This window comes from Sphingomonas pollutisoli (assembly GCF_029167165.1).
Lineage (GTDB): Bacteria > Pseudomonadota > Alphaproteobacteria > Sphingomonadales > Sphingomonadaceae > Sphingomonas > Sphingomonas pollutisoli.
The window spans coordinates 45,050-65,689 of sequence record NZ_JARFNJ010000019.1 but is presented as its reverse complement, the minus strand read 5'-3'; the positions used below and the strand labels follow the sequence as shown (position 1 = coordinate 65,689).

Here is a 20,640-nt window from a genome sequence, read left to right as displayed (position 1 = left end):
GCCAGGGCGAGGTCCAGCGTGTCGGTGACGTCCTCGGCTCGCATGTTGGTGCACAGCTTCCAGGCGATGATGTAGCGTGAGAAGTCGTCGAGCACGGTCGACAGATACATCCAGCCCCACCCGATGATCTTGAAGTAGGTGAAGTCGGTCTGCCACATCTCGTTCGGCCGCGTGGTTTTCGTGTGGAACTGATCGGCAGCCTTGATCACGACATAGGCCGGGCTGGTGATCAGGTCGTGGGCCTTCAACAAGCGGTAAACCGTGGATTCCGACACGAAGTAGCGCTGCCCATCGGTGAAGCGCACGGCCAGTTCCCGGGGGCTCAGCTCAGACTGTTCCAGCGCCAGCTCGATGATCTGGTCGTGGATGCCCGCCGGGATGCGGTCCACACCCGGCTCGGCGCCGATGGCCGATCTTCCAACGCCTCCGGCCCGCCTTCGAGGTAGCGATCATACCAGCGGTAGAATGTCCGACGAGGGATGCCGAGTTGGTCCAGCGTGCGCTTGGCCGACAGGTGCGACTGCTCGACGGTTCTGATGATCTCGAGCTTCTCGGATGCGGGATACCTCATTCGTCGTTGCCCCCATCCGCGACCATGCTTTTTTTGAGCAGACGGTTTTCCAGTGTCAGATCGGCCACGCATTCCTTCAGGGCCCGGGCTTCGCGGCGCAGGTCCTGGACCTCTCCGGTGGTCGCGGCACGGGCGGTGTCGCCGGCCAGGCGGCGCTTGCCAGCTTCCATGAACTCCTTCGACCAGGTGTAATACAGGCTCTGGGCAATGCCTTCCTTGCGGCATAGCTCGGCGATGCTGTCTTCCCCGCGCAGGCCATCCAGCACGATGCGGATCTTGTCCTCGGCCGAAAAGTGGCGCCGGGTCTGTCGGCGGATGTCCTTCACTACCCGCTCTGCTGGGGCCTTGGCGGGCGATTTTACATTGGAGGATCTGGGCTTCATCTTCGTTCCTTCGTCACTACGACGAAGCCCAGATCCTCCTTAAATCACAACCTCAAATCTGTGCCATTGGTGCTGACGGCGGACACTGGCTCCACATGGACGTGGAAGGCGTTGCGCTCGCGAGGGTCGGTTCGGAAAACGGTGGGTACCTGCTCGTCTCGAGCCAGGGAGATAACGCCTACGTCCTCTATCGCCTCTCCGACGACAGCTACGTTGGCCGTTTCCGCGTCGCGGCTGGCCGCTTCGGGTCAACCGAGGAGACGGACGGCATCGAGGTGATGGTCGGCGACTTCGGGCCCAGCTTTCCGGGTGGGCTGTTTATCGCACAGGATGGATCAAACGCTCCACGCGCCCAGAACTTCAAGCTGATCGCTTGGAGCGACATCGTTGACGCGCTTGGGCTGCGCTGAGGCATCGGAGTGCGAACCCGATAGTGCGACACCCACCTCTGCCTCTGGGCGAGAGGACGTTCGAAGCCTGACCCGCGAAGATCTGTTAGTAGGTCAGGCAACGATCTGCTCTGACCAGAGACAGACGTCTAGCGCAGCTCAACCGCTTGCGAGAAGTGGCCGCTTGTTCACCGGGATCAAACTCGCTCGGGCGGCGTGATCGCAGCCGAGAACGCCGCTACACTCGCGATTTTGCGTCTGACCCTCGCTCCTCACCAGGTTATGGCGCTTTGCGCTAGGTGTTTGATCTCACGGTTTGATGGTGCGATCCTTTCGTTGGAATGGAAGGAAGCCGTATGGGACAAGTTCGTCATGGGTGCGCCACGACCACGCACGCCGTTCGAGCAGCAATACAGCGATCGCAAGCTTCGCTCGCGACGTTGAGCCGGGAGCTGGGGATCAACCCGAAGACTGTGGCGAAGTGGCGCAAGAGGGCGACGGTCGAGGATCTGAAGACCGGGCCGAAGGCCCCTCATTCAACGACCCTGACTGAAGCCGAGGAGGCGATGGTTGTGGCATTTCGGCGCCACACGCTCCTGCCGCTCGACGACTGCCTCTACGCCCTGCAGCCGTCGATCCCGCACCTGACCCGGTCAGCGCTGCATCGTTGCCTCCAGCGGCACGGCATCTCCCGCCTGCCGGACATCGAAGGCGACAAGCCTAAGCGGCAGCGCTTCAAGCGCTATCCGATCGGCTTCTTCCACATGGATATCGCTGAGGTGCAGACCGCCGAAGGCAAGCTCTACCTGTTCGTCGGGATCGACCGCACCAGCAAGTTTGCGGTCACCCAGTTGGTCGACAAGGCGGATCGACGGACAGCGTGGGAGTTCCTCGAACACCTGCTGAAAGCAGTACCCTACCGGATCCATACGATCCTCACCGACTACGTCCTATGTCGGGAAGCAGCGGCGGGTTTTGGCCAGCAGATATCCATGCGCCGACAACCGTCGGCGCGGCATGCAATCTGAGCCAGATGGCTCCCACCGTCAACGGGATCGCTCCCTGCCATAGCAAACACAGGATCCAGCAGCGCCGAGGCGGCCGTGGTCCTCACCATCCTTAAAACGAGATACGCACCCAGGTGGAAGGCCCGAACATTATCTACAGGGTCGCTCGACGAGCGCCCTCACGGCACTTGCAGAGAGGGGTCCTTCCACCTGGCATCCGACCGTTCGAGGAACGGCCGGTACTCTGTCCCCGTCTTGATGACGGCGTGAGCCACGCGCGCCATCTTGGCGGTGAGCGCCGTCATCGCCTTGCGGCGACGGTCGGCATCGTCCGCGTGCCCGGCGACATATCGTCCGAGCTTGTCGCGGAAGCTGTTGTCGCGCTGACGCGCGGCGACCTGGGCAGCCATCCAGAAGGTCCGGCGCAGGCGCGCATTGCCGTACTTGGACAGCTTCGTGCGGCCACGGAACGTGCCTGACTGACACGTTGCGAGATCGAGACCGCAGAACTTCAGGAACTGACGATGATGGTTGAAGCGCCGCAGATCACCGGCCTCGGCCAGGATGGTCAGCGCGTTGATCGGACCGATGCCCGGAATGTTGCGCAGCAGCTGGTAGTCGACGTCATCGGCGAGCCGCGCATGGGCCAGCCGCTCGATCTCGTCTCGCTGGTGGATGAGGCTGCGGCCCTGCGCGATGACCATGCGGAACATGGTGATGGCGGCTGAGTTCTCCGGCACCGGCAGTGCCGTCGAGGCGGACGCCGTCTCGTAGATGTCGTTGATGAGGCGTGCCTTGGAGACCTTGCGGCCGATGAGCGGCCATGCCGCGGCCGAGAACGCCTCGCGGTCCAGCGCCGTGATGGTGGCCGGCGTCGGAAACCGCTCGATGAGCGCCAGGAACCAGTCGGACCGGCTGTTGCCTGCGAAGCGGGCGATCTCGGGGAAGTACAGCGGCAGGTAGTGGGTCAGGATCCGATGCCAGGTCTGCGTCTTCATCCTTGAGATCGTCTCGTGAGTCTTCGAGAGCTCCTGCAGGTCGTTGATTCCGGCCACCAGCGGGTCGACGTAGCGCTGCGTCGCACCGATCCGCAGCATGTGCAGGATGACCTGCGCGTCCTTGGAGTCGTTCTTGTCCCAGCCGTTGTGCAGCGCCTCGCGCGTTCTGGCGAGCGCGACCGACGAGATGAGGCGCAGCTCGAACCCTGCCGTCAGCAGCCGGTGCGCCAGCGTACGATGGTAATTACCCGTCGCCTCGAACCCGACGATGATAGGGCGCCCGATAGCAGCGAGTTGCTCGGCAAAGCCGTCATAGTCCTGCCTGGTCGCCATGACGGTCATCCGCCGGCGCCGGCCGCCTTCCGGTCGCTCGATGAGAACCTCCTGTCGGCTCTTGGACATGTCGATGGCTACCAGCACGGCGCCGGCAGGCGTAGAGGTGAGCTTGGTCATGGTCGGTCGGCCTCCAAAGTGTTGTCTCGACAACCTCACTTTAGATACCTGCTGACCGGCCATGGCTTGCCCTGATGAAGTCTGCGGCCGCTACGCGGCCTTGTCTTCATCAGGGCCATAGCGGCTCCCGAACCAGCGCTTCCCAATGTGCTATGGCAGCGAGTTCATCGCCACCGCGGTCCAGAAATGGCTCGGGCAGGTCGGCGTGAAGACGCTCTACATCGCGCCGGGCTCGCCTTGGGAGAACGGCTATAACGAGAGCTTCAACGGCTCGCTGCGCGACGAGCTGCTTAACGGCGAAATCTTCTACAGCCTCGCCGAGGCAAGGGTGCTGATCGAGGCGTGGCGGCGTCATTACAACACCGTCCGGCCGCACAGCAGCTTGGGCTACCGCCCACCGGCACCAGAAGCGGCGACACCACCATTGTCGGTCTCCGGTTCCGCTTCGCTCCACCTCCGCCCGACAATGGCGGCGGAGACGACAATGCACTAACTATTTACCCGGACCACCCGGTGGGGGCTGCTCAATACGGGCCGCGATTGTCGCGATCACCAGGCGTAAACCGGGATAGTCGGCCCGGCGCAAAGTATCTCCGCCTCCGCCAGCCGAAGTGAGCCGGCGGTGGACAGCGCCCAAGGCGTGATAAGGCACAGATGGCAGCAGATGGTGAAGCGCGTGATACCGCAAGCCCACAGGCGCCCACAGCGCTGGCAATGTGGCTGGCGGGGGCACGTTGACGGAGTCCAGGTACTGCGCGGTCAGGCTCATGGGTTCGCCGGTTTCATTGTCCCACAGGTGCGCCGCTAGGGTACGTACCTGGTTGATGACGGCGACGCTCGACCCAATACCCAGTGCGACGAGGAGACTGTGCGGGCCGATCAGACCTCCTGCCACCATTGCCACAATAGCGATCGCCCATGCGCCAGCGGCCGTTTCCTGGAACAACCATTCGCGGCGAAACGCACCTGTAGGCGCAGGCCTGCGGAAGGCGGGATTGATCGCCAGAGCGGAAAATCTCTCAACGACGAGCTTCCTCAAGACCGGGCTGAACAGGCTCAGCGGGGTAAGTACCGCGAAGCGGAGCAACAGGCCGGCAGGTGCGAGTGCAGAGACGCAGACGAATACGAGCAGGGCTGTCCGTCCCTTCGAGGCGAGCGGAAGGTATTCAGGGTCGCGGATCGTACCATAACTGGTCTTGGCATGGTGCCGGGTGTGGACGTCATCATACATGAAGCCAGGCGTCAGCAGCGGCACGCCGATCAGTAGATTCCAGACAGCCGCAAAGCCCGGCAGTCGGTCGCGGCGGATATGGGTGAGCTCATGGATGAAGCTCAGTCCCCGGTAGAACGCCAATGCTGCCACGACGCAGAGCGCTAGGGCGGCCATCCCGAAGGGCAGCAGAAGGGCGCCGGCGAACGCGCCATAGGCGACGATCGCTGTTGCCAGGAGATCGCCCCAATAGATGAGGGCGTTCGGCCGGCTGAACTCCCTCGCGGCTTGAGCCGCCGCCAGGAGCAGTTGCTTGTCCTCGCCTACGGCCTTTCGTGGCGACGATCGCCCGAGAGGGCCGGAGTTGGTGCGAAGGGTCGCTTCGGCCAGATGCACGTCAGCCGCCTGCATGGAGATCTCGCCAGCTCGAAACGAACGCTTCCGCCTTCGTTCGCACATCGGATGCCGATTCCCCGGGACGGTACAGCGCACCGCCCAACCCGAAGCCATCAGCTCCCGCATCGACGTATCGGCGCAGATCTCCCGGTGTGATCCCGCCGGTCGGGCACAGCGGCACCGCAGGCCCCACGACGGTGCGGAAGGCCTTTACGGCGGAAGGCGAAATCATGTCTGACGGAAACAGCTTCAACGCATCGGCACCGGCATCCAGCGCCGCGAAAGCCTCCGTGGGCGTGGCGACACCGGGCAACGTGCTCAGCCGGCGCGCGGTGGCAGCCCGGATCAGCGCGGCGTCCGCATGCGGCGTGACCATCAGTCGTCCTCCCGCTTCCACAAGGGCATCGAGCTGCTCGGCGCGGCGGACCGTCCCTGCCCCGACGACCACCGCCGACCCGAGACGGCGAGCCAGCATCGCTATGCTGCGAAAGGGGTCCGGCGAGGTCAGCGGAACCTCGATCAGTCGAAACCCGCTCTCGACAAGGACATCGCCGACCTCCTCCACCTCACCCGGCGTGATGCCGCGGAGAATGGCCACCAGCGGCAGCGTCGCCATCGCCTGGGTAAATAGGTCCGTCACGCTGCAAGCCTCGTGTCCATGCCCCAGCCGATCTGCTCGCGAATAGCGACGAGCGCCTTCACGAGACGGTCGGCATGTTCCTTTCCGTGAAACGGGGTCGGCGTGATGCGCAGCCGTTCCTCGCCCACCGGGACGGTCGGGTAGTTGATCGGCTGCACGTAGATGGAATGCTCCTCCAGAAGCAGTTCACTGATGCGCCGGCACAGATGCGCGTCGTGCACCATGAGCGGGACGATGTGGCTCGCCGTATCGGCGCCGACGGGTAGCCCTTCCGCTGCCAGCGCGGCTTTGAGGTGCCCCACATTCTCCTGCTGAAGGCGGCGCTCTTCCCCGCTCGCCTTCAGGTGGCGGACGGCCGCCAGCGCGCCCGCGGCCAGATGCGGACACAGCGAGGTGGTGAAGATGAAGCTCTCCGCGAAACTGCGGATGACGTCGATCAAAAGGGCGGGTCCCGCTACGTAGCCGCCGATCACTCCGAAGGCCTTTGCCAGCGTTCCCTCGATGATGCTGATGCGGTCGGCCAATCCTTCCCGTTCCGCGATGCCACCGCCGTGGTCGCCGTACATGCCGACGGCGTGGACCTCATCGAGGTAGGTGAGCGCGCCAAAACGGTCCGCCAGGTCGCAGATCGCCGCGATCGGCGCCACATCGCCGTCCATGGAATAGACGCTCTCGAAGGCAATGATCTTGGGGCGGTCCGGCTCGACCGAGGCCAGCAACTCCTCCAGATGCGCGACATCGTTGTGACGGAAGATGAACCGCTCGGCCCCCGAGCGCTTGATGCCTTCGATCATCGAATTGTGGTTCAGGGCGTCGGAGAAGATCGCGCAGTTCGGGAGGAGCCGACCAAGCGTACCCAATGCCGCCAAGTTCGAGATCCACCCCGAGGTGAAGATCAGCGCCGCCTCCTTGCCGTGCAGCCCGGCAAGCTCCTGCTCCAGTGCGACATGCTCACGCACGGTGCCCGAGATGTTGCGCGTGCCGCCGGTACCGGCTCCCGAGCGCGCGATGGTCTCGTGCATGGCATCCAGAACGTCAGGATGCTGGCCCATGCCGAGATAGTCGTTGCTGCACCAGACGGTGACCTCGCGCGTCGTCGCATCGGGGCGATGCCAGCGAGCGGTCGGGAAAGCACCCGCGATCCGCTCGAGCTGGGCGAAAGTCCGATAGCGTCCGTCCAGGCGCGTGTTGGCAAGAAGCTGCTCGAAATGCTCGGTCGTATTCATAGGGTCGTTCCGAAGGTGCGAGAGTGTCAGGGGTGAAGCCACCAGCGGATGACGCCGGCGACGGTGCCGAGGGCGAGGACGCTGCCCAGCCAGATCAGGGCCATCCAGCCGAGCCGTTGCCACAGCGGCGCTGAGGGCTGCTCAACCATCAATGGTAGCCCTCCGTGGCAGCCTTGCCGCGGAACACGTAATAGGCCCACGCGGTATAGGTCAGGATGAGCGGCAGGATGAACACCGTCCCCACCAGCATGAACACCTGGCTTTTCTCGGGTGCAGCGGCATCCCAGATCGTGATCGCCCGCGGCACGACATAGGGGAACATGCTGATGCCGAGCCCGAGGAAACCGAGGGCGAACAACACCAGCGTGACGATGAACGGCAGGCGTTCACGGCCCCGCTTGAGGCTCCAGAAGAAGATAAAGCCGAACAGCATCGTGGCGAGCGGCACCTGTGCCGTGAACAGGACGTTCGGCATCTCGAACCAGCGGCGCCAGTAATCGATGGCAAGGAACGGCGTTGCCGCGCTGACGGCCGCCATCGCGACAAGGGTCGCGATGCCGAGACGGAACGCCATCTTGCGGGCGTGCTCCTGAAGCGTCCCGTGCGACTTGCCTACCAGCCAGGTCGATCCGAGCAGGGCATAGCCGGATAGCAGCGCCACACCCGTGAGCACACTGAACGGCGACAGCCAGTCGAGCCATCCACCCGCATAGGCACGATTCTCGACCTTGATGCCTTGCAGGACGGCACCCAGCAGAATGCCTTGTGAGAGCGTCGCTACGATCGAACCGGTGAAGAACGCGGTATCCCAATATGCGCGGTGCCTGGGATCGCGCCAGCGGAACTCGAAGGCCACGCCGCGGAAGATGAGGCCGAGCAGCATTGCGATCACCAGCGGATAGGTCGCCGGCAGGATCACGGCATAGGCGAGCGGGAACGCCGCCATGAGCCCTCCCCCGCCCAGCACCAGCCACGTCTCGTTGCCGTCCCAGACCGGCGCGATCGAGTTCATCGCCTGGTCGCGCTCGTCGCCGACCGCGAGCGTCGGAAACAGGATGCCGATGCCGAGATCGAATCCGTCCATCACGACATAGGCGAAGATCGCGAAGGCAAGGATGAACGCCCAGACGGTCGCCAGGTCATAATTGTAGAGCATGGGGCTTACTCCTTGCTCAGTGCGGAAGCGGGCGTGATGCCGCTCGCCCGCTGTGGAATGGAGGCAGGCTCGCTCTCATGAGCCTCCGGCGCCTTGTTCATCAGGCGGAGCAGGTAATAGGTGCCCGCACCGAACACGATGAAGTAGACGATCACGAAGGTCAGGAGCGAGGTTGCAACGGCCGACGCGTGCAACGGCGAGTGCGATTGAGCGGTCAGCAGGTGACCATAGACCGTGTAGGGTTGCCGGCCGACCTCGGTGGTGATCCAGCCTGCGATCACGGCCACGAACCCAGACGGTCCCATGACAAGCGCCAGGCGGTGCAGCCACGGCCACTCGTAAAGCCGCTTCCGGAACCGTGCGACCAAGCTGAACAGGCCGAGCCCGAGCATCGCCATTCCAAGCCCAACCATGACCCGGAAGGACCAGAATACCACCGCTACCGGGGGTTCACGATCGTCAGGAATGGTATCGAGTCCGGCAAGCGGCGCGTTCGGATCATGCTTCAGGATCAGCGACGACGCCTTGGGCACCTCGATCGCGTAATCGACCCGCTTGTCGGCCTGATTTGGGATGCCGAACAGGATCAGCGGCGCGCCCTCTGGATGGCTGTCGAAATGGCCTTCCATCGCCATCACCTTGGCGGGCTGATGTTCGAGTGTGTTGAGGCCGTGTGCGTCACCCGCGAAAATCTGGATCGGAGCAGCAATCGCGACCATCCACATTGCCATCGAGAACATCTTGCGCGCGCCCGGGTTGGCCCGGTCCCGCAGCAGATGCCACGCACCTACAGCGCCCACGGCCAGCGAGGTCGTCAGATAGGCGGCGATGACGACGTGCGTCAGGCGGTAGGGGAAGCTCGGATTGAAGATGATGGGTAGCCATGACCCCGCCGGCACGAACTGGCCTTGCGCGTTGATCGCGAAGCCGGTCGGCGTCTGCATCCAGCTATTGGTGCTGATGATCCAGGTCGCCGAGATGAACGTCCCGAGCGCCACCATGCAGGTGGCGAAGAAATGCAGCCCTCGCCCGACCTTGTTGATGCCGAACAGCATCACGCCGAGAAAACCCGCTTCAAGGAAGAACGCGGTCAGCACTTCATAGGCCATGAGGGGGCCGACGACCGGCCCCGCCTTCTCGGAGAACACCGACCAGTTCGTCCCGAACTGGTAAGACATGACGATGCCCGACACGACACCCATGCCGAAGGCGACCGCGAAGATCTTGAGCCAATAGCGGTACAGGTTGGCGTACACGCCGCGCCCGGTTTTCAGCCACAAGCCCTCGAGAACCATGAGGAAGCTGGCCAACCCGATCGAGAATGCCGGGAAGATGAAGTGGAACGAGACCGTGAAAGCGAACTGAACACGGGCCAGAAATAGAGCTTCGTCTCCCATCGCGGGATCCTCATCATATACTCGCGCCGGGTTGCTCCGGGGCTTACTTCGTAAACTTAGTCAGCGCCGATCCGCGCCAGCCATCCGACCTAAACGAGCGATATCTTCCGGGAAGCATTCGGCGCGACGAGCGCACCCAGCAGACGCAAACCGCGCTCGAGACGCTCTCTCGATATCGTCCCACCGATCGACACGCGCAGCGCAGGGACGGCCAGCGACCGGTCCACGGCGAACGCCTCGCTTCCTACTACCGAAAGGCCATGCGGCCGCAGCGTGTTCACGATCTCACCCGGATTGGCCTCCGGATGGAGCGGCACCCAGAGATGATAGCCCTCGGCCTGAGCCCGGTAGCTTTCGGGCTCTAGGAACTTTGCGGCGATCGCCTGACGGGCCTGCGCCTCGGCGCGGACCGCTCCTGTCAGTTGCTGGAACACGCCGCTGCCGATCCAGTCTGCAACAATCGCAGCGTTGAGCGGAGGCGCCATCACCGCCGTCTCATGCAGATCGGCAGCGAGCCGCCAAGCCTGCGCCACGGTGGGTGCGCGCAACCAGGCGATACGCAGGCCCGGCGAAAGGATCTTGGAGACGCTGGCGATATGCCATGTCCGATCAGCCGCGTGGGTCGCGATCGGTGCCAATGGCCGTTCGGGCAAAAGTCCGTAAGCGTCGTCTTCGATCACGATCAGACCGTGCCGTATCGCCGTTTCCGCGAGCGCTTGCCGACGCTCGGCGCTCATCGTCGCCGTCGTCGGATTGTCGTTGGTCGGGACGACGTAGATGGCGCGGATCGCGCTCGTCGTGCAGGCCACGTTCAGTGCGACGGGATCAAGTCCTTCCTCATCGGAGGGGATCACGCAAAGCCGCAGACCGTAGCGGCGCGCGATGGAAAGGAAGCCCGGATACGCATGGGCCGCGACTGCTACGGCATCGCCGGCTTGCAACTCGGCGCTGACGACCGCGTGAAGGGCGTGCTGCCCCCCGGCGGTCACGAGCACCGTGTCATCGTGACATGGAACGCCGCGTGCGCTGAGCAGATCGGCCCCGGCTTCGCGAACTGCAACCATCCCGCCGCTCGGCTGATATTGAAAAGGCGCCACCATGTCGGCGCGCGCCAGCAGATCCTCGGCCGATCGGCGGAACGCTGCCGTGAGCAAGGCACCTGGAACTTCCGGGGGGGCATTCATGCCGGTGTCCGCGGGCTCGCTATACCTGACCTTCGACGTCTCCGCCTTTTTCTGACGAACAAAGCTACCGCGCCGCCCGTCCCCTTCGATGAGGCCTTGCCGCTGCGCCTCGCCATAGGCGCGGGTGACCGTTGTGAGGTCCACGCCGAGAACATCGGCCAGGGCGCGCTGCGGCGGCAGTCGGGTGCCACCCGCCAATCTGCCGGCCTCGATATCCCGTGCGAGCGCCTCGGCGATCGCGAGATACTTCGGACCAGTCACCGACTCGATATCTGGTTTCCAGTTTTGCATGGCCGCTACATAAGCGTTGTACGTACAAAGTCCATACATAGTGCACAGATAGGTGAGTTTGCCGCTATCGTGCATCAGTCCCGATGGAGGGCGTACAGCTCTTTGCCGTTGAGCGCGGACCGGGCGATCTCGCCTTCGTCATGGAAGGCGAGCGAGGCTTCGGGAACATCGCCATCCCAGAAGGTCTGATCCGCATAGCAGGCCAGCGCTCGCTCAAGGCGCCCCAATCGTTCCATCGTCGCGCCAATGGCCTGGAGAGCGACGCGCACCTCCACAAAATCATCACCGCCGCCGCTATTTACCACGCGTGCGTCGTCTGAACGTCCGACGCTCAGGAGGTAGGCGGCGGCAGCCCGGCGGGCTTCAAGCAGCATCGTTCGCATGATGGTTTCGATTGGACGTGTCGTCGACCGGGTGCGTGATCAATCGTCGAAGTTGCTGTTGTGTTCGCTGGTGCTCTGGCGGCCATGCAGATTGTCCCACAGCTTGCCCGTACCCGCTTCCTGGGAGCGGTTCACATATTGCGAGGCCACCAGCCACCCTTTGATTGGGCGGAGTGGGAGAAGGCAGAATAGCAACATCAGCGGCACTGACGTTACCAGGTGAACCCAGACCGGCGGTTCATAGACCGCCTGCAACCAGACCAGAAACGCGATCGGCGGCAGTGCGAAGAAGCAAAGCGAAAAGAACGCCGGGCCGTCATCTGGTGCCGCGAAACGGTAATCGAGACCACACGTCTCACATCGATCCGTGACCTTCAGCCACGACTTGAACATGTTGCCCTTGCCGCAGCGTGGACACAGGCCCTTCCAGCCTGTCCGCATGATCCATCGCCACTTGTCGGCATCAGTCTCGTGAGTCACTTGCATAGCGTTTGTCCGTGTTGGCGAGACATACATAGTGCACTCTGCATGGATGTTCCAGACCCTTTGTATGCTTAAGCATGTTCAGCGGTTCTGATGTGGCACGATGCACGATGGCCGCGCTTAGGACGGGGCGTAAGCCAGTTCGCGCCGCTGCGCGGCGGCAGGCCTGGACCATCCCTCGCTGCTTGGCCCCCATCATCTGGTGCGGCGCGTGTCTCTGACCGAGATCCGTAAGCGTCCGGTCTTCTCCACCTTGCTGACGAGGTGATGCGCAAGCCACAGGTGCGGCACTGTGGCAGACACCGGTGCGGCATCATGGCGACGCGAATTATCGAGATGGTTGGGCCTGAACCGCGCCGGCGGTTCAGCGAAGATGACAAGGCGCGGATCGTGTCGGAGGCGATGATGCCGGGTGCCAGCGTGTTGGAGGTGGCGCGGCGACACCGGGTGTGCACGTCGTTGGTGTATCGCTGGCGACGCACGCTGCTGCGCGACGGGGTGGCGAGCGAAGCATTGCCGTTGCCGGGGCCGGCATTCATTCCGGTCGAGGTGGCGGGCGCGCCCATGGTGCCGCATTCGGAGCCGCTCGGACCGGGTGTGGTGGAAGTGGTCGGCCCGGCCGGGCAACGCATCCGCCTGGCACCTCCCATCGACGCGCGGGTGCTCAAGACCGTGCTGGCGGGGTTTGCTTGATCGGGCCGCCGGGCGGTGTCCGGGTGTATCTGGCGGCCGGGGTCACGGACATGCGCAAGGGCTTCGACGGGCTGGCCGCGCTGGTACAGCAGCGGCTGCGCCAGGATCCGTTTGGCGGTGCGGTGTACGCCTTCCGGGGCAAGCGTGGCGATCTGGTCAAGCTGCTGTGGTGGGATGGTCAGGGTCTCGTGCTCCATGCCAAGCGTCTGGAGCGGGGCCGGTTCACCTGGCCGGCGACCGCGGACGGCGTCGCGGTGCTGACCCCGGCGCAGCTGTCGATGCTGCTCGAAGGGGTGGACTGGCGGCATCCGATCCGGTCCTCGCAGCCGACCCTGGCCTGGTAGAAAAGTACGGTTTCCTGCGGCTTTCGCGTGTATCGGCACGGGGGTTCTGGTATAAGCGGGCGTGTCGCCCGATGCCGCCTCGCTGCCCGACGATATCGCCCTTCTGAAGGCCATGCTCATTGCTGCCGGCGCCGAGCTGGAGCAGTTGCGGATGCAGGTCGCGCGGCTGCGGCGCATGGCCTTCGGCCGTTCGTCGGAGAAGCTGACGCACCAGGCTGACCAGCTGGAACTCGGGCTGGAAGAGCGCGAGGCGGAAGCCGCCACTGCGGCGATGCCGGTGGTCACCCGGACACGGGAGACCGCCAGGCCGTATCGACAGCCGCTGCCCGACCATCTGCCCCGCACCGAGGTCGTGCATGAGGCACCGTGCGTCTGCCCCGACTGCGGTGGTGCCATGCGGCGCATGGGCGAGGACGTTACGGAACAGCTCGACTATGTGCCCGCCTCGTTCCGGGTCGTGCGCCACGTCCGGCCGCGGCTCAGCTGCCGGTCATGCGAGCGCATCGTGCAGGCGCCGTTGCCGTCCATGCCCATCGAGCGCGGTCGACCCGGTGCGGGGCTGCTCGCCCATGTGCTGGTGTCCAAATACGCCGACCATCTGCCGCTCTACCGCCAGTCGGGCATCTATGCTCGCCAGGGCGTCGACCTTGCCCGCTCCACCCTGGCCGACTGGGTCGGGCGCTCGGCCGCGCTCCTCGACCCCTTGGTCGACGCGCTCGAGCGCCACGTCATGGGCGGCGCGACCCTCCATGCCGACGACACGCCGGTGCCGGTACTGGCCCCTGGTGCCGGTCGCACCAGGACGGGCAGGCTGTGGACCTATGTACGCGACGAGCGCGGGGCTGGCGGCGAGGCTCCGCCCGCCGTGCTGTTCCACTACGCGCCCGACCGCAAGGGCGAACGACCCGCCGGACATCTTGCCCGGTTCCGGGGCGATCTGCACGCCGATGGCTATGCCGGGTTCGACCGCCTCTATGGCGACCGCATCCGTGAGGTGGCCTGCTGGGCGCATGTCAGGCGCAAGTTCTTCGACGTCCATGCCGCAACCGGCTCCGCCACGGCCCGCGAGGCACTGGACCATATCGCCGGCCTCTATGCCGTCGAACGGGATGTGCGTGGCCGGCTCCCTGACGAGCGACGGCACGCGCGCCAGGCCAGGGCCGGACCGCTGCTCGATGCCTTCCGCCAGTGGCTCGACGCGACCGGACCAAAGCTGTCCCGGCGCTCCGACCTTGCGGTCGCCATCCGCTATGCGCTCGCCCGCTGGCAGGCGTTGACCCGCTATGCCGACGATGGTCGCCTGGAGATCGACAACAATGCCGCCGAGCGCTCGCTGCGCGGTATCGCCGTCGGGCGCAAAAACTGGCTATTCGCGGGCTCCGACCAGGGCGGGCACCGCGCCGCCAGCATCTACAGCCTAGTGGAAACCGCCAGGCTCAACGGCGTCGACCCCGAGGCCTGGCTGGCCGACACCATCAGACGCATCGCAGACCATCCGGCCCGCCGGGTCGCTGAACTGCTGCCGTGGAACTACCGGTCCGTTTGAGGTGACGCCGTCACCGGACGCTTACCGAGATCCGGCTGTTCTCACAGCTTCACATCTTTCTCGAGGACGGAGAACTGCTTACCAACTCCCATAATCGCGACCTTTACAGCGCCGCATGGGATCTCGCGCGGGCGGACAGCTTCGAACTGCCCGCATGATGATGCTATTCGGGTACCGCGCCTAGCTCTCGAGCTGGGTAGTGAAGACCGTCTGCTGCTTCGATGGCTCCTGGGGTCATCGAAGCAGCGCTCACCGTCGTCTCCGACATCAGGTGGAACACGCGTCTGCCCTCCTTGATAAGGTAATCGGCTACGATCCGGCGATGGCACCGCCACCAGACCGCTTCCGCGCACATGATGGCGGTACGGCGCTCCGCTGACACATGGAGGAGATGCGCCAGACCGCAACGGAACGGCTCTGAAAGGGCGTAATCCGCGTAATTGTGGAAGCTCTGGTTGCGCCACAAGGCGTTCGCGTCCGCCGGCATTCCCGACTTCTTCCGGAGCCCACCGAGCTCCGCGAACCGCATATGGGCCACCTGGAACTCGGCCAAGGCATCGGGAAGTGCGTCCAAATTATACTGAGGATTGGTCCGCGATTTCGGGACGCTGCGAATATCCACGACAAGCTGCACGCCGCCAGTCTGCAGCAAGGCGACGAACTCAACGATTGAGCGGGTCGAGTGGCCGATTGTAAAAACTGGGAGCATCTCAGGCATCCGTGTGCCTCATAGAGTGCAGCATAGGGGAAGACATCTCTCGACCTGTCACAGCCGGGAAACCACGTTATCAAGCATCGGGCGCAGCCGTGCTAGCTCCGCACGATGCGCATTCGCCAGTGATGACAGTAGCGCCCGCCCCTCCGCGGTGAGCCGGATCCCAACCCGCCGCCGGTCGCTCCCTGACCGCAGCCGCTCAACCATGCCGATAGCCTCGAGCCGATTAAGGAGACCGCTCGTACTATGCGGCTGAAGCAGCATCTGGTCTGCCAAATGGCCTACCGAAAGCTGGCAATCCGGGGCTGCTCGCAGCGCAAGGAGCGCTTGGTATTGCTGCGCAGTGATGCCGGCTCCCTCGGCCGCAATTTCGCTAAAACGGAGAAAGCTGCGGAGGTTCTGGCGGAACGCAGCTAAAGTAGCATAATCCTCATCGCTGAGAAGCTCGCCGCTCGGATCGATGTCCGCTCTCATTTCCGGAGCCACAGACGCCGAAACGGTATCCCCTTCCTCGGTAGAGGCAGGGTTCTGGGCGCAAGCGACACGTTGTGTTCAATGGACTCGGAAATCGGGCTTTCCCGTAGTGCCCGCTGGCGCAACGTCGACGAGTACACATCGTCGCGTTGGGGCATCCCCACCGCCACAAGTGCGACCTCGAGCGTTTGCCTGTGAAGTTCGCTGCCTCGCGTCACACTATCCCACCCGAGTGAACCTGGATGAGTTTCGCGCCAGATCCGGCTTGCAAGTCTGTCGATCTCACCGGCCGTCGGTGGGCGATCTCTGCCGATACAAGCTGCAAGCACCGGCCATTCTGAGCCTTGCGCGTGCGCCATGCCACTTCTCCACCAATTCGGTCCCAGCCGGGCAGACACAAGTCGTATCACCCCACGGGCGTGCAAAAACCTATAGCCATGTCGTCGGTATATCGCAATACGATACATTCGGCTCTGGCGAGGGAACACCTCAAGCGGGGGGACATTCACAACTTATGGACGGCGGAACTGCGGACGAACTGGAGCCTTTGATTGAGAGGGTGCGATCATGCAGCGCATGCGCGAGTTATCTCCCTCTTGGCCCGCGGCCTGTCCTGCAGCTGTCCAGAAGTGCCACCCTTCTGATCGCGAGTCAGGCGCCGGGAACCAAGGCACACGCGAGTGGCATCCCCTTCTCTGATGCGTCCGGCGACCAGCTGAGGCGCTGGATGGGCATCTCTGACGAGCAGTTCTACGACGCGGCACGGGTCGCCATCGTTCCGATGGCCTTATGCTACCCCGGGAGAGCCAACGCCGGCGGTGATGCGCCACCACGTCCCGAATGCTCGACACTTTGGCGGGAGCCGCTGCTCGCACAGCTTCCCCTCCTGCAGATCACCCTACTCGTCGGGACCTACGCACAGGAACATGTGCTCGGTAAGGGAAGGATGACCGATCGCGTGCGTCAATTTGATCGATATCTTCCCCGCCACTTTCCCTTGCCGCACCCGTCGTGGAGGTCGAGAGCATGGATGACGAAGAATCCCTGGTTCGAGGCAAACGTGCTTCCGGAGCTGCGCCGGCAGGTGTCCAAGGCGCTGGACAAGGCCACGCGGGACTGAGCCCAGATGGAGCATGAGGTCGCTCGGTTCAGGTGCATTGGCGATGACGAGACCCCGCTCACCGTTCTCGAGTATCGTCACTCCGCAGTTGTCGTAGGCAAGACCGGCGCTCGCTTCCTGCGCGGCTCCCGCCGCCTCGCGCTCTCTACGGGCGAGGCGGTCCGATACATTGACGAGAATACGTTTGAGGTGGTAAAATCGGACGAGCTCTTGCGGAGGCGATGAGCCGCAGGTGCGGGAGTGTTGGCGCCTTTCGTTCTCGCGGCGCGCGAGCTCCTCGTATCGGCAGAGCGGAGCCGCCTCGCTAACCGGCCCGAGCGCGCGCGACAGGTCGTCGATGAGATCGTCGGCATGCTCAAGGCCGATCGACAGCCGGATCAAATTGTCGCCGATCCCGGCCACGCGTCGCGCGTCCGCACCCATGTCGGCGTGGGTCATGGTGTAAGCGTGGTCAGCAGGCCGTCTTGCGGTAGCGCCGGTAGCAGGGATGCTTGTCGCCTTTGACGAGGGCGCGGCGGTGCGGGAAGTTTTGGGTTCTACGACCAGTCATACGAGCACTCGTATGACTGGTCGGATGGAGGTGGTTGGCCGGGTGTCAGGCCGGCGCCGATGGTCGGACACGGAGAAGCTGGAGATCCTGGCGGAGGCGTTCCGACCGGGGGGTCGGGTCTGCGATGTCATCGCGCATCGCGAGGTATCGAGCAGCCTGATCTACACGTGGCGCAAGCAGCTGCGCGAAGGCAAGTTGGCCGGGGCGATGCCGTCGCTGCCGGTATTTGCCGAGGTACAGGTGGCGGAACTGACGCCGCCAGCGCCACAGCCGGCGCCATATCCATCGGGGCTCATCCAGATCGAGTTGCCGGGCGGCGTGCGGGTGAGTGTCGACGCAGGCGTGGATGCAGATGTGCTTGCACGGGTTTTGTCGGTGCTGCGATGAGCCCGGTGCCAGTGCCGTTGCCGACGCGGGTGTTCCTGGCGTGCGGCGTGACCGACATGCGCAAGGGGTTCGATGGCTTGGCGGTGCTGGTGCAGCAGGTGCTGGCGCAGAACCCGCATTCGGGTGGCTTGTTCGCGTTCCGTGGCAAGCGGGGGCATCTGGTCAAGCTGCTGTGGTTCGACGGCCAGGGGCTTTGCCTGTTTTCCAAGAGGCTCGACCGTGGCCGTTTCGTCTGGCCAGTGACAGCGACCGGCACGGTGACGCTGACGCCAGCGCAATTGTCGATGCTGCTGGAAGGCATCGACTGGCGGCGCCCCGAGCGGACGTTCACGCCGACGCTGGCAGGGTAGGAACGGCGGTTTTGCGCCACTTTCTCTCGCTCGCCGACCTGCAATCTGCTATGGAAACGGAGTGTCGGAAGCGCCTGTTTCCCCTGCTGATGCGACCGCGCGGATCGCCGCGCTGGAGGCTTCGCTCGCCCGGGCCAATGCCGCGCTTGCCGCCCGCGACCTGCTCATCGATACGCTGCGCGGACAGATCGCGCGGCTGCGGCGAATGCAGTTCGGCGCGTCGTCCGAAAAGCTGGGGCGCGAGATTGAGCAACTCGAACTGGCGCTGGAGGAACTCGAGACCGAGCGCGATGCGCCTGGGCCTGAGATGGTTGACCCTGGCGTGGCGGTTCGGCCGGTGCCCGTCCGCAGTCTGCCCGGACATCTGCCGCGCGAGGAGGTCGTCCACGAGCCGGCGTCGGGTGCCTGCACCTGCCCGGACTGTGGCGGTGCGTTGCGCGCGCTCGGCTTGGACACACACGAGATGCTCGACATTGTGCCGGTGCGCTGGCGCGTCGTGCGCAACGTCCGCCCCAAATACAGTTGCCGGGTATGCGAGAAGATTGTCCAGGCACCCGCACCGGTGAGCGCTGTGGCCAGAGGCAAGGCGACCTTCGCGACGCTGGCGCACGTCGTCGTCTCCAAGTTCGACCACCATCTGCCGCTCTACCGCCAGGCCGAAATGATGGCAGCGCAAGGTATCGACATCGACCGCTCGACATTGGCGAGCTGGACCGGACAGGCCGCAGCACTTCTCGACCCCATCGTCAGCCGCATCCGCGACGAGGTGCTCAAGGCCGACAAGATCCATGCCGACGACACGCCGGTGCCGGTGCTCGACCCCGGCCGGGGCAAGACCGCGACTGGCCGGTTATGGGTGTACGCGGCCGACGACCAGGCATCCGGCAGCACGGCGCCGCGCGCGACCTGGTATCGCTTCACGCCAGACCGCACCGCCGCGCACCCGCTGTCTCATCTCGCCGGCTTCCGCAACTTCCTGCAGGCGGATGCCTATGCCGGTTATGACGGACTGTATCGGGGTGGCGTCACCGAGGTGGCATGCTGGGCACATTTCCGGCGCAAGGTCTTCGACCTGCACGAACGGTCGCCTACACCGCTGACCACCGATATCCTCGAGCGGATCGGCACGCTTTACGCTGCCGAGGCCGAGGTCCGTGGCCAACCACCCGACGTGCGATGGCGAGCCCGACAGGAGAAAAGTCGACCGCTGGTCGACGCCTTGCGCGAGGTGCTCGACGCCAGCTTGCGCCGCCTGTCGTCGAGGTCCGACATGGCAAGGGCCATCGCCTATGGCACGAAACGCTGGCTAGCGCTGTCGCGCTTCCTGGGTGATGGTCGCCTGGAGATCGACAACAATATCGCGGAGCGTGCGCTGCGCGGTGTCGCGGTCGGACGCCGCAACTGGCTGTTCGCCGGTTCGCGCGCAGGCGGCGAGCGGGCCGCGGCCATCTACACCATCATCCAGACGTGCAAGGCGAACGGCGTCGACCCACCGGCGTATATCGCCGATGTCATCGCCAAGGTGGCCGGTGACTGGCCAGCCAGCCGCTGGGACGAACTCATGCCGTGGAACTGGTCCCCCGAACCTGCCAGACTGGCGGCATGAGCGTCGAGACCATCGCCCGCCTGCATATCATCCTCAACGACATCGAACCCGCCATCTGGCGCCGGGTCGACGTGCCGGCCACCGCCAGCCTCAAGATGCTCCACGACATCGTCCAGGCTGCGATGGGTTGGGAGGACTATCATCTGTGGCATTTCGAGGCCGCCGATCGGCGCTACGGCATCCCCGACCCAATGTGGCCGGAGAGCGGCATGACCGCTGCAAAGAACGTGAAGCTCGCGACGCTCATCAACCGGGGCGTGCGGGAGTTCGTCTATACCTACGACATGGGCGACGACTGGCGGCACACCATCACCGTCGAGACGGTCGGCCCCGGCGAACCCGACGTCAAATATCCGTGCTTCGTCGACGGGGAACGGCGCTGCCCGCCCGAAGATGTCGGCGGCTTGCCCGGGTTCGAGATGTTCCTCGATGCCATGGCCGACCCCGGCCACGAAGAACACGACCGCTTACGTGAATGGTATGGCGGCCCCTACAACGCCGACGACATCGACGAACGCTTCACCCGCCGCGCCGTCGCCGCCATCGCCATCCGCCGCCACGCCGGCAAACTCGCCTACCAAAAGAGCCGCACTCAATAGCAAGGCGGTCTGCTGCCCACGCTTACTGTCCGGCGACGCGCGACACGGCGCGGCGCACTTATGCGGGCGGGCGGCATCAACACGGGAGA

Annotated in this window: 20 protein-coding genes and 6 pseudogenes; 12 read left to right on the top strand and 14 right to left on the bottom strand. The window is 64.4% G+C overall.

The annotated features are described in order from the left end of the window. Nucleotides 1-954, bottom strand: a pseudogene (locus tag PX554_RS24460) (IS3 family transposase); the annotation flags it as partial. A 71-nt stretch (nt 955-1,025) separates the two neighbouring features. Here PX554_RS24460 and PX554_RS24455 point away from each other — a divergent pair. Beyond that, nucleotides 1,026-1,364, top strand: a pseudogene (locus PX554_RS24455) (phytase); the annotation flags it as partial. Between the two features lie 335 nt (nt 1,365-1,699). Then, nucleotides 1,700-2,287, top strand: a pseudogene (locus tag PX554_RS24450) (transposase family protein); the annotation flags it as partial. 217 nt (nt 2,288-2,504) lie between these two features. On the opposite strand, the pseudogene PX554_RS24445 reads toward PX554_RS24450, so the two are convergent. After that, nucleotides 2,505-3,801, bottom strand: a pseudogene (locus PX554_RS24445) (IS110 family RNA-guided transposase). A 154-nt stretch (nt 3,802-3,955) separates the two neighbouring features. On the opposite strand from PX554_RS24445, the pseudogene PX554_RS24440 reads away from it, so the two are divergent. Further along, nucleotides 3,956-4,294 (top strand): annotated as a pseudogene (locus PX554_RS24440) (integrase core domain-containing protein); the annotation flags it as partial. Here PX554_RS24440 and PX554_RS24435 read toward each other — a convergent pair. From PX554_RS24435 to PX554_RS24395, 9 genes are all read right to left on the bottom strand, one after another. After that, a complete protein-coding gene (locus PX554_RS24435) occupies nt 4,295-5,422 on the bottom strand; it encodes a fatty acid desaturase family protein (protein ID WP_275504785.1) in 1,128 nt (375 codons plus the stop codon). Continuing rightward, a complete protein-coding gene (locus PX554_RS24430) occupies nt 5,409-6,023 on the bottom strand; it encodes a 2-dehydro-3-deoxy-6-phosphogalactonate aldolase (protein ID WP_275504784.1) in 615 nt (204 codons plus the stop codon). Before PX554_RS24430 ends, PX554_RS24435 begins: the two co-directional genes overlap by 14 nt. 20 nt (nt 6,024-6,043) lie before the next feature. Beyond that, nucleotides 6,044-7,273 (bottom strand): 5-aminolevulinate synthase, encoded by a 1,230-nt coding sequence (gene hemA, locus PX554_RS24425; RefSeq protein WP_275504783.1) that lies wholly within the window; start codon nt 7,271-7,273, stop codon nt 6,044-6,046. Between the two features lie 26 nt (nt 7,274-7,299). After that, complete coding sequence (locus PX554_RS24420) at nt 7,300-7,422, bottom strand: DUF2474 domain-containing protein (protein ID WP_275504782.1); 123 nt, start codon at nt 7,420-7,422, stop codon at nt 7,300-7,302. After that, nucleotides 7,422-8,429: a cytochrome d ubiquinol oxidase subunit II gene (gene cydB, locus PX554_RS24415; RefSeq protein ID WP_275504781.1), complete on the bottom strand. Its 1,008-nt coding sequence runs from the start codon at nt 8,427-8,429 to the stop codon at nt 7,422-7,424. Before cydB ends, PX554_RS24420 begins: the two co-directional genes overlap by 1 nt. Before the next feature lie 5 nt (nt 8,430-8,434). Further along, the gene (locus PX554_RS24410; RefSeq protein WP_275504780.1) at nt 8,435-9,826 is read right to left on the bottom strand and encodes a cytochrome ubiquinol oxidase subunit I; all 1,392 of its coding nucleotides are present in this window, start codon (nt 9,824-9,826) and stop codon (nt 8,435-8,437) included. A gap of 89 nt (nt 9,827-9,915) precedes the next feature. Next, nucleotides 9,916-11,301 (bottom strand): aminotransferase-like domain-containing protein, encoded by a 1,386-nt coding sequence (locus PX554_RS24405; protein ID WP_275504779.1) that lies wholly within the window; start codon nt 11,299-11,301, stop codon nt 9,916-9,918. A gap of 74 nt (nt 11,302-11,375) precedes the next feature. Next, complete coding sequence (locus tag PX554_RS24400; RefSeq protein WP_275504778.1) at nt 11,376-11,684, bottom strand: hypothetical protein; 309 nt, start codon at nt 11,682-11,684, stop codon at nt 11,376-11,378. A 39-nt stretch (nt 11,685-11,723) separates the two neighbouring features. Beyond that, a complete protein-coding gene (locus PX554_RS24395) occupies nt 11,724-12,170 on the bottom strand; it encodes a DUF983 domain-containing protein (RefSeq protein ID WP_275504777.1) in 447 nt (148 codons plus the stop codon). Nucleotides 12,171-12,482: 312 nt separating this feature from the next. Here PX554_RS24395 and tnpA (PX554_RS24390) point away from each other — a divergent pair, with 312 nt between their 5' ends. From tnpA (PX554_RS24390) to tnpC (PX554_RS24380), 3 genes are all read left to right on the top strand, one after another. Then, nucleotides 12,483-12,860 (top strand): IS66-like element accessory protein TnpA, encoded by a 378-nt coding sequence (gene tnpA / locus PX554_RS24390; protein WP_056439051.1) that lies wholly within the window; start codon nt 12,483-12,485, stop codon nt 12,858-12,860. Beyond that, on the top strand, nt 12,857-13,204 hold the full coding sequence (gene tnpB, locus PX554_RS24385; RefSeq protein WP_076711207.1) for an IS66 family insertion sequence element accessory protein TnpB: 348 nt from the start codon (nt 12,857-12,859) through the stop codon (nt 13,202-13,204). Before tnpA (PX554_RS24390) ends, tnpB (PX554_RS24385) begins: the two co-directional genes overlap by 4 nt. A gap of 112 nt (nt 13,205-13,316) precedes the next feature. After that, complete coding sequence (gene tnpC / locus PX554_RS24380; protein WP_275504788.1) at nt 13,317-14,750, top strand: IS66 family transposase; 1,434 nt, start codon at nt 13,317-13,319, stop codon at nt 14,748-14,750. Nucleotides 14,751-14,913: 163 nt separating this feature from the next. Here the strand turns inward: tnpC (PX554_RS24380) and PX554_RS24375 are convergent, their stop codons facing one another. Together PX554_RS24375 and PX554_RS24370 are read right to left on the bottom strand one after the other, a co-directional pair. Beyond that, on the bottom strand, nt 14,914-15,468 hold the full coding sequence (locus PX554_RS24375) for a DUF488 domain-containing protein (protein ID WP_275504776.1): 555 nt from the start codon (nt 15,466-15,468) through the stop codon (nt 14,914-14,916). A gap of 48 nt (nt 15,469-15,516) precedes the next feature. Further along, a complete protein-coding gene (locus PX554_RS24370) occupies nt 15,517-15,780 on the bottom strand; it encodes a MarR family winged helix-turn-helix transcriptional regulator (protein ID WP_275504787.1) in 264 nt (87 codons plus the stop codon). Between PX554_RS24370 and PX554_RS24365 the strand changes: the two genes are divergently transcribed. Then, entirely contained in the window at nt 15,712-15,882 is a 171-nt protein-coding gene (locus PX554_RS24365; protein WP_275504789.1) for a hypothetical protein, read from the top strand. The two genes, PX554_RS24370 and PX554_RS24365, sit on opposite strands and share 69 nt — an antisense overlap. A 43-nt stretch (nt 15,883-15,925) precedes the next feature. Beyond that, nucleotides 15,926-17,059, top strand: coding sequence for a uracil-DNA glycosylase family protein (locus PX554_RS26640; protein WP_338061623.1), 1,134 nt, complete (start codon nt 15,926-15,928; stop codon nt 17,057-17,059). A 327-nt stretch (nt 17,060-17,386) separates the two neighbouring features. Here the strand turns inward: PX554_RS26640 and PX554_RS24355 are convergent. Continuing rightward, a pseudogene (locus PX554_RS24355) lies at nt 17,387-17,548 on the bottom strand (PLP-dependent transferase); the annotation flags it as partial. A 73-nt stretch (nt 17,549-17,621) separates the two neighbouring features. Between PX554_RS24355 and tnpA (PX554_RS24350) the strand changes: the two are divergent. From tnpA (PX554_RS24350) to PX554_RS24335, 4 genes are all read left to right on the top strand, one after another. Further along, nucleotides 17,622-17,996 carry an IS66-like element accessory protein TnpA gene (tnpA, locus tag PX554_RS24350; RefSeq protein ID WP_037447081.1) on the top strand — a complete coding sequence of 125 codons (375 nt, stop codon included), beginning with the start codon at nt 17,622-17,624 and terminating at the stop codon, nt 17,994-17,996. Continuing rightward, nucleotides 17,993-18,346, top strand: coding sequence for an IS66 family insertion sequence element accessory protein TnpB (gene tnpB, locus PX554_RS24345; protein WP_037447084.1), 354 nt, complete (start codon nt 17,993-17,995; stop codon nt 18,344-18,346). Before tnpA (PX554_RS24350) ends, tnpB (PX554_RS24345) begins: the two co-directional genes overlap by 4 nt. A gap of 61 nt (nt 18,347-18,407) precedes the next feature. Beyond that, nucleotides 18,408-19,952, top strand: coding sequence for an IS66 family transposase (gene tnpC, locus PX554_RS24340; protein ID WP_275504774.1), 1,545 nt, complete (start codon nt 18,408-18,410; stop codon nt 19,950-19,952). Further along, complete coding sequence (locus PX554_RS24335) at nt 19,949-20,551, top strand: plasmid pRiA4b ORF-3 family protein (protein WP_037447092.1); 603 nt, start codon at nt 19,949-19,951, stop codon at nt 20,549-20,551. The genes tnpC (PX554_RS24340) and PX554_RS24335 overlap by 4 nt, the downstream gene beginning before the upstream one ends. The last annotated feature ends 89 nt before the right edge of the window (nt 20,552-20,640 follow it).